Origin of the sequence: Polaribacter sargassicola (genome assembly GCF_021991835.1) — a bacterium.
Classification (GTDB): Bacteria; Bacteroidota; Bacteroidia; order Flavobacteriales; family Flavobacteriaceae; genus Polaribacter; species Polaribacter sargassicola.
The window spans coordinates 187,026-200,088 of record NZ_JAHDAU010000007.1; the positions used below are offsets into that span (position 1 = coordinate 187,026).

Sequence of the window (13,063 nt, forward strand, 5' to 3'; positions counted from 1 at the left end):
GTTTTTACTACCTTAAAAGTAATTGTTTAATACATATTTATAGTATACGTTTTAAGTACAAATAAAATATTAAAAATGATAAAACAGAAAAGATGCTATTATATAAAAAAAAGTATGTATATTTGCACCCTCAAAAATAAACAATAAATATTTAATTATGAATCATTACGAAACTGTTTTCATTTTGAATCCCGTTTTATCTGATACTCAGATAAAGGAAACAGTACAAAAGTTTGAGGACTATTTGGTTTCTAAAGGTGCCGAAATGATTTCTAAAGAAGATTGGGGCTTAAAAAAATTAGCTTACCCAATTCAAAAGAAAAAAAGTGGATTTTACCACTTACTAGAGTACAAAGTAGCTGGAGAAGAAATTGCTGCGTTTGAATTAGAGTTTAGAAGAGATGATAGCGTTATGCGTTACCTTTCTGTTAAATTAGACAAACATGCTGCAGCTTGGGCTAAAGTAAGAAGCGAACGTGTTAAATCTACAAAAAAATAAGAAATGGCATCAATAGAACAACAAGCAAAAGGAGGTAAATCTGCTGACGTTAGATATTTAACGCCATTAGATATAGACACTAAGAAAGAAGCAAAATACTGTAGATTTAAAAAGAAAGGTATTAAGTATATCGATTATAAAGATGCAGATTTCTTAATGTATTTAGTAAACGAACAAGGTAAAATTTTACCAAGACGTTTAACAGGAACTTCATTAAAATATCAACGTAAAGTTGCACAAGCAATTAAAAGAGCACGTCATTTAGCGCTAATGCCTTACGTTGGAGATATGTTAAAATAATAAAGAAGTAGAGACATGGAATTGATATTAAGACAAGACGTAGAAAATTTAGGATTTAAAGACGATATCGTAGACGTTAAAAACGGATATGGTAGAAACTTTTTAATCCCTACAGGACAAGCGATTTTAGCTACTTCATCTGCAAAGAAAGTTTTAGCAGAGAATTTAAAACAAAGAGCTTTTAAAGAAGCTAAATTAATTGAAGATGCAAATGCAATTGCAGAAACAATTAAAGGATATGAAATTAAAATAGCATCTAAAACTGGTTCAGGAGACAAATTATTTGGTTCTGTAAACAATATAGATTTAGCTGCAGCACTTGCAAAAGCAGGTACAGAATTAGACAAGAAATTTATTAAAGTTGTTGGTGGTTCTGTAAAAAGATTAGGAAAATACGAAGCATCTGTAAGATTACACAGAGCTGTAGTAGCAGATATTACTTTTGAAGTTATTGCTGAGTAATATTATTGTTAACTAATTGTTAAAAAAAGAACATCTACTTTTATAGTAGATGTTTTTTTTTGCTCTATTTTTGATTTACTTAACCGTAAATCAAAAAAAATGAAAAGAAAATTACTTTTATTACTACTGTTCTTTGTTTTTAGTATAGTAAAGGCACAAGTTACAACGTCAAAAATTAAAGGAATAGTAACAGATGTTGCAGGAGAACCTTTGTTTGGTGCAACTATTTCTGTATTACACACACCTACAGGAACTTTAACAGGTACAACAGCTCAAGAAAATGGTAGGTTTACTGTTTTAAATTTAAGAGTTGGTGGTCCTTATAAAATTACTTTTAGTTATTTGGGTTTTAAATCTCAAGAAGTAAATGATGTTTTTTTATCATTAGGTAAAACCTTTAATGTAAATGGTAAATTATCTGAAGAAGGAGAATCATTAGAAGAAATAGTAATTTCATCATCTAAAAATTCAACTTTTAATAGCGATAGAACAGGTGCGCAAACTAGTGTTTCTGCTGTACAATTAAAAACATTACCAACAATTTCTAGAGCAGCATCAGATTTTACAAGACTAGAACCTTCTGCAAGTGGAAACTCTTTTGGAGGTAGAAATGATCAGTTTAATAATTTCTCTTTAGATGGAGCAATATTTAATAATCCTTTTGGATTGGATTCTCCAACACCAGGTGGACAAACAGGAGCTCAACCAATATCTTTAGATGCAATAGAACAAATATCTGTCTCTATTGCTCCTTATGATGTAACTCAATCTGGTTTTACTGGCGCTTCTGTTAATGCAGTTACCAAAAGTGGAACAAATGAATTTAAAGGAACTGTTTATGGATTTTTTAGAAATGAAGATTTAACAGGAGGTAAAATTAAAGGAGAAGATGTTATAAAGCCAGATTTAAGTCAAAAACAATTTGGTTTTAGTATTGGTGGACCTATCATAAAAAACAAATTATTTTTCTTTGCAAACTATGAGAAAGATGATAGAACAGATTTAGGTACTGCTGGTTGGATACCTAATAATAATGATGGAACACTTTCTATTAATGAGTCTAGTGTTTTAGAATCAGATTTAATAACTGTACAAAATGCACTTTCTAGTTTAGGTTATGACACTGGTAGATACCAAGGTTTTAACTATGGTTCTAAATCATCTAAAGGTATTTTTAAATTAGATTTAAATATCAATCAAGATCATAGGTTGTCTTTAATTTATAACTTTTTAAATGCTTCTAAAGAAAATCCTGCGCATCCAACAGCTTTAGGAACTAGAGGTCCTAATTTTCAAACTTTACAATTCGAAAATTCTGGTTATGAAATTAATAACAATATAAATTCTTTTCAACTAGAATTAAATTCTACTTTTTCAGATAAAATTACTAATAAATTTCAGACAGGTTATACTCATTTTGATGATTTTAGAACACCATTATCAACTCCAATTCCTGCGATTACAATTCAAGACGGAAGCGGAAGTAATTATATTATAACTGGTCACGAACCATTTTCTATCAATAATAAATTAGATCAAAAAGTATTTCAAATAACAAATAATACTAATTTCTTATTAGAAAATCACACCATAACAGCAGGTGTATCTTTTGAAAAATTTCAGTTTGATAATTCTTTTAATTTAGGAGCTTATGGGTATGGAGACGCTAGAGGATATATTGGTGCTTTTGGTTCTTATGCTAGTATTGCAGATTTTGAAGCTGCTGTAAATAACGGTTTTCTTGCAGATGCAATAGCAAATGCAGAATCTCTTTACAATACAAATAATAATTTACCAACCGGGGAAGGTTGGGCTTTAGCAGAAACAAATGTTGGGCAAGTTGCATTTTATGTTCAAGATGAATGGAATGTAAATGACAATTTTAAATTGACTTATGGTATTCGTTTTGATAAACCTTTATATTTTGATACTCAAGATAAAATTGATGAAAATATTGCTAGAAAGCCATTTACTTTTGATCCTAGTATAGAGTATTATAACCCAAATACAAATGAAACAACTACATTAGACTCTAGACAATTACCAGATAATAGTTTTCTATTCTCACCGAGATTTGGTTTTAATTGGGATGCTAATGGAGATGGTACAACGCAAGTTAGAGGAGGAAGTGGTGTTTTTACAGGACGTTTCCCTTTTGTATGGTTGGGTAATCAAGTACAAGGTTTAGATAGTTTTTTCTATCAAATTGTAGACCCAGAATTTAAATGGCCACAAGTGTGGAGAACCAATTTAGGTGTAGATCACAGATTAGAAAATGGATTAATTGTTACTACAGATATATCTTATACTAAAGATATTAATGGAGCTCATGTTCAAAACTGGGGATTAAGAAACCCTTCAGGAACTTTAAATGCGCCAGGAGATAATAGACCAATTTATTTAGATTCAGATAAAGGAAATAATGCTTACGTATTTACAAATTCTGATAAAGGTAGAGTTTGGAATGCTTCTTTAAAATTGCAAAAAACTTTTGATAATGGTTTATATACAAGCGTAGCATATAATTATTTAAATGCTAAAGATGTAAATTCAATTGAAGCAGAGATTACAGGAGATGCGTTTGATTTTAACCCAAATTTAGGAGATGCAAATGAAGATGTATTATCATATTCTAAATATGGAGATACACACAGATTTATTGGTGTAGCTTCTAAAAAGTTTAATTTCTTCGGAGAAAATTCTCCAACAACTTTTTCTACTTTCTTTGAGTATGCAAGAGGAGGAAGATTTAATTATACTTATGCTGGTAATATAAATGGAGATTCTTCTTTTCAAAACAATGATTTATTATATGTGCCAACTGCAACAGAATTAAACCAAATGCAATTTACAGGAGCAGGACAAGCAGAAGCATTTGAAGCATATATTAATCAAGATGATTATTTAAGTGAAAGAAGAGGAGAGTATGTAGAGCGTTACGGAGCTTTATCTCCATGGAGATCTCGTTGGGATTTTAAAGTATTACAAGATATTAATTTTAAAGTTTCAGAAAGTAAAGAACATACTGTTCAGATTAGTTTAGATGTTTTAAATATTGGAAATTTAATTAACTCAGATTGGGGAGTTGTGCAAGAACCTAGAGACTTACAACCATTATCTGTAACGGTAGATCCAACAACTAATACACCTACTTATACTTTTAATACAGATTTAACAGAAACATTTACGCCAGTTTCAGATTTAAGATCTCGTTGGCAAGCACAAATAGGTTTGCGTTATATTTTCTAAATCATTTTAAAAATTAGATATTTGAGCCGCTCAATTTTTTTTTGAGCGGTTTTTCTTATAATATAGTTATGAAATACAGACAACTTACTAAAGAACAATTTGAAGGTTTACACGAAGAATTTGCACGTTTTTTGGCATCACAAAGTATAGATGTAAAAGAATGGAATCAAATAAAAAAAGAAAAACCACAAATAGCAGAAGAAGAAATGAATGTTTTTTCTGATGTTGTTTGGGATGATGTTTTATCAAAAACAAAATATTTAGAACATTTTTCTAAATCTTCAATAAATTTGTTTAAATTTGAGAATAGTGTAATTTTAAGGATTGCAATTAAGATTAATTGGGATATTAATTTATTAGAACAAGAAGGTTTTGAGTGGTTAATGAAAAATCCTTTAGATAATTCTGTAGAAATTTTTAGAGGCACTAAAGAGTATAGTTTAGAAAGAAATACAGAAATTTTTGATTTAATTGAAAAAGGAAGTGTTATCTCTAAAGGCGAAATTTTTGAATATTTTAATCAATTAATAACTGTTTAAAAAAAAGGAATTCTTTACAAAAATCATCTTTTTAACAAATCATCTATGGTTTTATGTATTTAAACTATACTTAATAAAAGGTGAACAAAATTATTTAACCAACAATGAAAAAAAAAATACATTTGTTCTTAAAATAAAAATCTGATAAGATGGATAGAAAATTAAAAATTTTGTTAATTGAAGATAATCTAATTGAAATAATGAAGATGAAGAGAACTATTTCATTATTAAAATTAGAACATACAATTCAAGAAGCTAAGAACGGTGAAGAAGCTTTAAAGGTCTTAGAAGATAAAAGTAATTTTCCTGATTTAATTTTATTAGATTTAAATATGCCAAAAATGAGTGGTATAGAGTTTTTAGATATAATAAAAAAGACGGATGATTTTAAACATATTCCTACTGTTATTTTAACTACATCAGACAATCAAAAAGATTTGTTTGAATGTTATAAAATAGGAATTTCTGGTTATATCTTAAAGCCATTAAAGTATGATGACTACGTTAAAAAAATTGAAGCAGTTTTAACTTATTGGAGTACAAATGAATTAAAGCAGTTATAAATGAAATAAAGAAGAAAAATGAAAGGTATTGTTTTTACAGAATTTTTAGATTTAGTAGAAGAAAAATTTGGATTAGAAATGGTTGATAAAATTATTTCTCAATCTAAGTTAGAATCAGAAGGAGTATATACTTCGATAGGTACTTATAGTTTTTCCGAAATGTTACAATTAGTAACAAATTTAAGTAATAATACAGGTATTTCTACAGATGATTTACTGCTAGTATATGCAGAACACTTCTTTTCTGTTATAGAGTCTAGTTATCCAGGCCTTTTAGCTACTTACAACGATCCAATAGAAATGCTAGCCTCAATTGAAAATCATATTCATATAGAGGTACAAAAAATTTATCCAGACGCAGAGTTACCTACTTTTATTATAGAAGAGAAAACAGAAAACTCTCTAATAATGATCTACAAATCTAGCAGAGCAATGCATCATTTTGGTTTAGGTTTAATGAATAAAACTTTTGAACATTTTAATAGCTCAGCATCAATTGTTTTAGAAAAAATTAAAGAAGATGGCACAGAAGTTAAGTTTATTGTTAAGAAAAACTAATGAGCCAAGAAGATATAGAAATACTACAGAGAGCTCTAAAGCGAGAAAGAGCTGCACGTAAAGCAGCCGAAAAAATTCTAGAAGATAAATCTAGAGAATTATATTCCATATCTAAACAATTAAAAGAACATTTAGAAGAAAAAACAAATACTTTAAACAGTGTTTTTAAAAACATTAACGATGCATATATTGTTATGGATTTGTTTGGTAATGTTTTAAAAATGAATGATGTTGCTGTAGAGGTTTTTGGTTTTGATATAAAAGAAGAATCATTTAATGTTTCAGAACTTGTTTACAAAGAAGATGTAGAATATACAGTAGAAGCTTTTAAAGAACTTTATGACAAAGGTTTTTTTAAAGATTATACTGCCAGAATTGTAGATAAACATAATAATATAAAATGGATTGAAGTTAATTCTTCAATAATCTACGATAAAGAAAATAAACCTATTGCTGCCCAGGGTATTATTAGAGATATTACAGAGTGGGTAACAATGAAAGAGTTGTTAGAAGAGCAAAAAAACCAATTAAGTATCATTATTAATAACTCACCAATAGGTATTACCCTTTCTAAGGTAAGTGAAGATGGGGTTTTATTAGTAAATAACTCTTTGGTGAATATGTTGGGGTACAACTCAGAAGATTTTGACAATATTAAAGTAGATAGTTTAACTCACCCAGACGATATAGAGAAATCTAAAGAATTATCAAACAAACTAAATAGCGGTAAAATAAATACTTTTAATTTAGAGAAAAGATATCTGAAAAAAAATGGAGATATACTATGGGCAAAAACTACCGTTACTGCAGTTAAAGATAAAAATAATATTATCAAATATCACTTAGCTACTATAGAAGATATACACAAGGAAATATTAGATAAAGAAAAACTTATAGAATCAGAAAATAGGTTATCTGCCTTAGTGTTAAACCTTAATAGTGGTATTGTTTTAGAAGATGAGAATAGAAAAATAATTTTAAGTAATAGAAAGTTTTGTGAATTATTAAATATTAATGAAAATCCAAATGATTTAATTGGTATTGATAGTAAATTGTTTGCAGAACAAAACAAATCACTTTTTAAAACGTCATCTACTTTTGTTCAAAGAATGGATGAGATAGTTAAAAATAAAACAGCTGTTTTTGATGAAGAATTAGAAATGGTTGATGGTAAAACTTTATCGAGAAGCTATACTCCTGTAATTGTAAAGGGTAATATTAAAGGTTTCTTATGGAAATTTAATGATATCACTCTTGAGAAAAATTATAAAATTAGTTTAGAAGTTCAAAGAACAAAATATAGTAGCATTATTGCTAATATGAACTTAGGTTTGGTTGAGCTAGACAACGATAGTAAGATTTTGATGATTAATCAAAGTTTTAGTGATATGTCTGGCTATAAAGAAAGTGAATTAATTGGTAAAGTAGGATCAGATGTTTTCACAGAAGGAGAATCAAAAGAAAAATTAGAAAAAGAAAGAGAAAAAAGACTTAATGGAAACCCAGGGTCTTTTGAAGTAGAAGTAAAAAATAGAAAAGGAGAAACTAAATATTGGATGCTTAGTGCTGCTTCTAATTATAATTTATTAGGAGACATTATTGGTACAATAGCTATTGTTTATGATATTACAGAGTTTAAAAAGCTACAACTGCAAAAAGAGATAATTCTAAATGAATTAAAAGAAAAAAATGAAGAATTATATGAATACGCACATATTGTTTCTCATGATTTAAAATCTCCATTAAGAAGTATTCAAGCTTTGGTATCTTGGATTAAAACCGACAACCAAGATGGATTTGATGAAATGACAAATCAAAACTTCGATCTTATAGACTCTACAATAGAAACTATGGAAACCTTAATATCTAATGTTTTAGAATATTCTAGTATAGGAGCAGGTGAAATAGAAGTTGTAGATGTAGATTTAAATGAATTGGTAAAAGATTTAAAACAGTTTTTATACTTACCAAGTAATATTTCTATAAACATTAAAAATACCTTACCTGTTGTTCTTGGAGACAAAACAAAGTTGCAACAAGTATTTCAAAATTTTATTAGTAATGCTATTAAATTTTGTGATAAAGAAGAGGGTATTATAGAGGTTGGTTCATTAGAAAAAGAAGAACATTATCAATTTTACATTAAAGATAATGGTATAGGTATAGAAAAAAAGTATCACGATAAAATTTTTAAGGTATTTCATTCGTTAAATAAAAGAGAAGATTCTACAGGTATAGGTTTGTCTATAATTAAAAAAATTATTGATTTATATGGTGGTAAAATTTGGCTAGAAAGTGAGCCAACAGTAGGAACAACTTTTTATTTTACCATAAAAAAGCAATAAAAACTATTATGAAAACAGTACAATTAAAAAAATATAAAAATTCTGATTGGCAATATTTATCAAAGAATATAGAGTTAAAAGAACCTCTAGTTCTTGTTTTTGGTAATAGATTTTTATTAGAAGACAAGAATATATACAAAGATGTTAAATCTATCTTTAAAGATGGTCATATAGTTTTTGGTTCTACATCAGGAGACATTACTTCTCATTCTGTAGATGATGAAAGTGTTACTATTACAGCTATAGAGTTTGAAAAAAGTAAATATATTATAAAGACAACCAGTGTTTTAAATGAAGATGTAGATAGTTTTTCTATTGGTAAAAATATAATTAGTCAATTACCAGAAGAAGGATTAAAACATGTTTTTATAATTTCTGAAGGTAGTTTTATAAATGGTAGTCAGTTAACAAAAGGTATGAATGCTGCTACCAAAGATAATTTACTTATAACTGGTGCTTTATGTGGAGATTCTGCAAGGTTTGAAAAAACAATTTCTTCATATAATGAAAACCCTAAACCAGGTGAGGTAATTGCAATTGGTCTATACGGAGAATCTTTAGAGGTTACTTTTTCGATTAACGGTGGTTGGACTCCTTTTGGACCAGAAAGAATTGTAACTAAATCTAAAGGTAATGTATTATATGAATTAGATGATTTACCAGCATTAGATTTGTATAAAAAATATTTAGGAGAAAAATCTAAAGAATTACCAGGAGCAGCATTGTTATATCCATTAAATGTAAAAACAAAAGAAGAAAATAACTCAATAGTAAGAACTATATTAAATATTGATGAAGAAGAAAACTCTATGATTTTGGCTGGTGATATTTTTGAAGAGTCAAGAGTTCAATTAATGATGACTAATGTAGATAATATTGTAAACGCAGCAGAAAAAGCAGCAATAAATGCATCAGAGTATAGAGAAAAAGAACCAGAATTAGCTATTTTGGTTAGTTGTATTGGTAGAAAACTAGTTTTAGACCAAAGAGTAGAAGAAGAAGTAGAAGAAGTAATAGATGTTATAGGTGATACCGCAACAATTACTGGTCTATATTCTTATGGAGAAATAGCTCCTTTTATAGGAGAAAATAACTGTCAATTGCATAATCAAACTATGACAATTACATTAATTAGCGAATAATGAATTCTCTTTTAAAAAGACAAATAAGAAAGTTTTTACCAGAAGATTTACAATCTGATGATCGTTTAGATGATTTTTTTAAGGCAATAGATAGCTCTTATACAACATCAGAAGAACAATTTATAATGTTACAACGAGCTACAGCAATTAGTTCTGATGAACTTTATAAAGCTAATAAACAATTAAAAAAGGAAACAGAATCTCAAAAAAAGGTAATTCAAAAGCTAGAGAGCGTTATAGATAGATTACAGATTTATGATTTAAAAGAAGATCGTCCTATAGAGAGTACAGATTCTTTAAAGTTAGTAGATTTTATTGATAATCAAACAAAAGAAATCATACGTATAAATCAACAAAAAGATAGACTTTTAAAGAATTTAGAACGTCAAAATGAAGAGTTAAAAGATTACACACATATGTTTTCTCACGACTTAAGATCTCCATTACAAAGTGTAGAAGCTTTAACTACTTGGTTACAAGAAGATTATTTAGATTTAATAGATGAAAGCGGTAACGAAAAGTTAGAGCTAATTAGGCAAAACGTAGAAAGAATGGATATACTGGTTAAAGGTATATTAGAGTATTCTAAAATAGGAAGTAATTTTGGTGATTTATGTGATGTTGATTTAGATGATTTAGTTCATCAAATTACAACAGATTTAGACAAAACAGATAATTTACAACTTAAAATTGATAAAAAATTACCTATTGTAAGGGGAGATAAATTTAGATTAGAAAAATTATTTTCACATTTAATTAATAATGCAATTAAATTTAACGATAAAAAGGAGATTATTATTGAAATTGGATTTAAAGAAGAATCCGGTTTTTGGAAGTTTTATATAAAAGATAACGGAAAAGGAATAAAAGAAAGATATTTTGACAAAATTTTTGTAGCCTTTCAAAAGTTAGAAGATGATTATTTATCATCAGGAATAGGATTATCTATTGTAAAAAAAATAATTACACTATATAAAGGTGAAATTTACTTAGAATCTATACCAAATGTGGAAACAACTTTTTATTTTAGCATAAAAAAAATAAAATGGAAAAACCTAACTTAGATTACATAAATCAATTGGCAAATGGAGATGAATCTATTAAAAATGAGTTAATTAGTGTAATAAAATCTGAATTCCCAATAGAAAAAGAAGAGTACTACAATTTCTTAAAAAACAAAGAGTTTAAAAAAATTGAAGAAAATGTTCATAAAATTAAACATAAAATTAGTATTTTGGGCCTTGAAAACAGCTACGGAATAGCTAATGAGTTTGAACATAATCTTCGAAACCTAAGTTTACACAGACAAGAAGATTTTGATAAAATCTTAATAGTAATTTCAGACTATATAGAAACTATATAAGTTTTATGAATTGTATTATTATTGATGATGAAAAAATGGCAAGGGTTATCATCAAATCCCTGTGTAATCAGATAGAATCTTTAAATATATTAGAAGAATTTTCTAATGCAATAGATGCTATAAAATATTTAATAGATGTTAAAGTAGATTTAATATTCTTAGATATACACATGCCTGGATTTTCGGGTGTAGATTTTATAAAAGCCTTAAAATCACCACCAAAAATAATATTTACAACTTCAGACCCTAAATTTGCTCTAGAAGCTTTTGAATACGATTTTATTGTAGACTACTTATTAAAGCCTATAGAATTATCTCGTTTTCAATTGGCCATAGAAAAGGCAAAAAAGAAAGTAATTTCAACAGATTTACCTGCACAAAATACAACAACTCCTGTTGCGTCTAAAAAGGTAGAAGAAAATGATTTTTATGTAAATATAGATCGAAGATTAATTAAAATAGACGTTCCTAGTATTTATTTAGTTGAAGCAAAGGGAGATTATATTAAAATTAAAACAGAAGATAAAGATTACATTGTTCATTCTACGCTTAAAAAGGTTGAAGAAAAATTACCAGAATCATTATTTCTAAAAATACATCGTTCTTATATTATTAATATTAAAAAGATTATTGATATAGAAGATAATAGTGTATTGATAAAAAAAGATGTAGTTCCTGTTAGTCGATCAAAAAGACCTCTATTAATGAAACGTTTAGATTTACTATAATTATATAAATAAAAACACTTTAACTACTACAGTTAAAGTGTTTTTATTTATATAATGAAGAAATTTTCAACCAATACAATTTTATATTAACAATTACTTTACTTTTTGTGAAAAAACATGTCATTACTTCAGAATTTATGTTTTTTCAGTATATTTTTTACGTTAAATATTTGTTATTTATGATAAAAAACTTAAACCTAAATTTTATTTAACTACGTAAAAACGCAGCTTAACGACAGTTAGATGCATTTCAACGATGAAAAATGATTATTTGTCTATTTGTTGACTAAATTAGCATCGAAATTTTTACTACTTATGAGAAAAATATTCTTGCTGTTATTACTACTTATTACTCCTGCCGTTATTAGTGCACAAACTACTTCAAGTACAATAAAAGAAAAGAAAATTGAGATTATAACAAAAAAACAATTAGATTTAGATTCTATTCTACTAGAAGTAGGTGAAACAAATTTTGTAGAAAATACAGAATTTAACAATTTAAATAAAAAAAGGAAAAACACAGTTATTGAAATAGCTATTTATAGGAGTGCATATAAGAAAATTCTTTCTAAACGAGTGAAATTAATGTACTGCTAATAAATAATTAAAGTTTTATATTTTATAAAAAAGGTAAAAGATTTTTCTTTTGCCTTTTTTTATGGATTCTATTTTTATAAAACTTAGGTAAACTACTTTATCTAATAATATATTACAACTCATCTACAGTTAGAGTGCATATAACGAAAAAGGCAGCAAATCACTTAGAATGATAATTACCTTTGAAGTGTAAAACAAATATTATGAAAAAAATACTTCTTCTTTTAGTTATTACATTCTCTATCTCAGCAACAGTTAATGCACAAACAAGTTCTAGTTTGGTAAAGGATAGTAAAGTAGAATTGTTAAAACAAGAAGTGTCTTTAAAATCTCTTTTAGAAGTTTCTGAAGATGAAAAAGAAGAGGTTACAAAAGAAGAAGAAAATAAAAGATCTTTAGTTATAGATACTGTAGCTTATAATGTTTATAAAAAGTTACTTTCTAGAAGATCTAAATTAATGTACTGTTAATAGTTTAAATTTGATTTATACACATTTAAAGGTAAAAGATTTTTCTTTTACCTTTTTTTATGAATTCTATTTTTATAAAATTTAGGCAAACTACTTTATCTAATAATATATTACAACTCATCTACAGTTAGAGTGCATATAACGAAAAAGGCAGCAAATCACTTAGAATGATAATTACCTTTGAAGTGTAAAACAAATATTATGAAAAAAATACTTCTTCTTTTAGTTATTACATTCTCTATCTCAGC

General features: G+C 27.2%; 14 protein-coding genes. All 14 read left to right on the forward strand.

Annotated features, from left to right (window positions below; genetic code table 11):
- Positions 1-157: 157 nt before the first annotated feature.
- Positions 158-499 (forward strand): 30S ribosomal protein S6, encoded by a 342-nt coding sequence (rpsF, locus tag KI686_RS12650; RefSeq protein ID WP_237589688.1) that lies wholly within the window; start codon positions 158-160, stop codon positions 497-499.
- A gap of 3 nt (positions 500-502) precedes the next feature.
- Positions 503-799: a 30S ribosomal protein S18 gene (gene rpsR / locus KI686_RS12655; RefSeq protein ID WP_237589689.1), complete on the forward strand. Its 297-nt coding sequence runs from the start codon at positions 503-505 to the stop codon at positions 797-799.
- Positions 800-814: 15 nt separating this feature from the next.
- Positions 815-1,261 carry a 50S ribosomal protein L9 gene (gene rplI / locus KI686_RS12660; protein ID WP_237589690.1) on the forward strand — a complete coding sequence of 149 codons (447 nt, stop codon included), beginning with the start codon at positions 815-817 and terminating at the stop codon, positions 1,259-1,261.
- 99 nt (positions 1,262-1,360) lie between these two features.
- The gene (locus tag KI686_RS12665) at positions 1,361-4,510 is read left to right on the forward strand and encodes a TonB-dependent receptor (protein ID WP_237589691.1); all 3,150 of its coding nucleotides are present in this window, start codon (positions 1,361-1,363) and stop codon (positions 4,508-4,510) included.
- Between the two features lie 68 nt (positions 4,511-4,578).
- Positions 4,579-5,049, forward strand: coding sequence for a DUF6495 family protein (locus tag KI686_RS12670; RefSeq protein ID WP_237589692.1), 471 nt, complete (start codon positions 4,579-4,581; stop codon positions 5,047-5,049).
- Positions 5,050-5,198: 149 nt separating this feature from the next.
- Complete coding sequence (locus tag KI686_RS12675; protein ID WP_237589693.1) at positions 5,199-5,612, forward strand: response regulator; 414 nt, start codon at positions 5,199-5,201, stop codon at positions 5,610-5,612.
- A gap of 18 nt (positions 5,613-5,630) precedes the next feature.
- The gene (locus KI686_RS12680; protein ID WP_237589694.1) at positions 5,631-6,170 is read left to right on the forward strand and encodes a heme NO-binding domain-containing protein; all 540 of its coding nucleotides are present in this window, start codon (positions 5,631-5,633) and stop codon (positions 6,168-6,170) included.
- Positions 6,170-8,515, forward strand: coding sequence for a PAS domain-containing sensor histidine kinase (locus tag KI686_RS12685; RefSeq protein ID WP_237589695.1), 2,346 nt, complete (start codon positions 6,170-6,172; stop codon positions 8,513-8,515). The genes KI686_RS12680 and KI686_RS12685 overlap by 1 nt, the downstream gene beginning before the upstream one ends.
- Positions 8,516-8,523: 8 nt before the next feature.
- The gene (locus KI686_RS12690; protein WP_237589696.1) at positions 8,524-9,657 is read left to right on the forward strand and encodes an FIST signal transduction protein; all 1,134 of its coding nucleotides are present in this window, start codon (positions 8,524-8,526) and stop codon (positions 9,655-9,657) included.
- Positions 9,657-10,721, forward strand: a complete 1,065-nt coding sequence (locus KI686_RS12695; RefSeq protein ID WP_237589697.1) for a sensor histidine kinase — start codon at positions 9,657-9,659, stop codon at positions 10,719-10,721. Before KI686_RS12690 ends, KI686_RS12695 begins: the two co-directional genes overlap by 1 nt.
- Entirely contained in the window at positions 10,703-11,020 is a 318-nt protein-coding gene (locus tag KI686_RS12700; protein ID WP_237589698.1) for an Hpt domain-containing protein, read from the forward strand. Before KI686_RS12695 ends, KI686_RS12700 begins: the two co-directional genes overlap by 19 nt.
- Before the next feature lie 5 nt (positions 11,021-11,025).
- Complete coding sequence (locus KI686_RS12705; RefSeq protein WP_237589699.1) at positions 11,026-11,748, forward strand: LytR/AlgR family response regulator transcription factor; 723 nt, start codon at positions 11,026-11,028, stop codon at positions 11,746-11,748.
- 315 nt (positions 11,749-12,063) lie between these two features.
- Positions 12,064-12,345 carry a hypothetical protein gene (locus KI686_RS12710; RefSeq protein ID WP_237589700.1) on the forward strand — a complete coding sequence of 94 codons (282 nt, stop codon included), beginning with the start codon at positions 12,064-12,066 and terminating at the stop codon, positions 12,343-12,345.
- A 203-nt stretch (positions 12,346-12,548) separates the two neighbouring features.
- Entirely contained in the window at positions 12,549-12,815 is a 267-nt protein-coding gene (locus tag KI686_RS12715) for a hypothetical protein (RefSeq protein WP_237589701.1), read from the forward strand.
- Positions 12,816-13,063 lie beyond the last annotated feature (248 nt).

What these genes read in the sequence shown, in the direction of transcription:
- KI686_RS12690 (WP_237589696.1), top strand. Translation starts at nt 8,524, where the DNA reads ATGAAAACAGTACAATTAAAAAAATATAAAAATTCTGATTGGCAATAT.
- KI686_RS12700 (WP_237589698.1), top strand. Translation starts at nt 10,703, where the DNA reads ATGGAAAAACCTAACTTAGATTACATAAATCAATTGGCAAATGGAGAT.
- KI686_RS12715 (WP_237589701.1), top strand. Translation starts at nt 12,549, where the DNA reads ATGAAAAAAATACTTCTTCTTTTAGTTATTACATTCTCTATCTCAGCA.
- rpsF (WP_237589688.1), top strand. Translation starts at nt 158, where the DNA reads ATGAATCATTACGAAACTGTTTTCATTTTGAATCCCGTTTTATCTGAT.
- KI686_RS12685 (WP_237589695.1), top strand. Translation starts at nt 6,170, where the DNA reads ATGAGCCAAGAAGATATAGAAATACTACAGAGAGCTCTAAAGCGAGAA.
- KI686_RS12710 (WP_237589700.1), top strand. Translation starts at nt 12,064, where the DNA reads ATGAGAAAAATATTCTTGCTGTTATTACTACTTATTACTCCTGCCGTT.
- KI686_RS12695 (WP_237589697.1), top strand. Translation starts at nt 9,657, where the DNA reads ATGAATTCTCTTTTAAAAAGACAAATAAGAAAGTTTTTACCAGAAGAT.
- rplI (WP_237589690.1), top strand. Translation starts at nt 815, where the DNA reads ATGGAATTGATATTAAGACAAGACGTAGAAAATTTAGGATTTAAAGAC.
- rpsR (WP_237589689.1), top strand. Translation starts at nt 503, where the DNA reads ATGGCATCAATAGAACAACAAGCAAAAGGAGGTAAATCTGCTGACGTT.
- KI686_RS12665 (WP_237589691.1), top strand. Translation starts at nt 1,361, where the DNA reads ATGAAAAGAAAATTACTTTTATTACTACTGTTCTTTGTTTTTAGTATA.
- KI686_RS12670 (WP_237589692.1), top strand. Translation starts at nt 4,579, where the DNA reads ATGAAATACAGACAACTTACTAAAGAACAATTTGAAGGTTTACACGAA.
- KI686_RS12680 (WP_237589694.1), top strand. Translation starts at nt 5,631, where the DNA reads ATGAAAGGTATTGTTTTTACAGAATTTTTAGATTTAGTAGAAGAAAAA.
- KI686_RS12675 (WP_237589693.1), top strand. Translation starts at nt 5,199, where the DNA reads ATGGATAGAAAATTAAAAATTTTGTTAATTGAAGATAATCTAATTGAA.
- KI686_RS12705 (WP_237589699.1), top strand. Translation starts at nt 11,026, where the DNA reads ATGAATTGTATTATTATTGATGATGAAAAAATGGCAAGGGTTATCATC.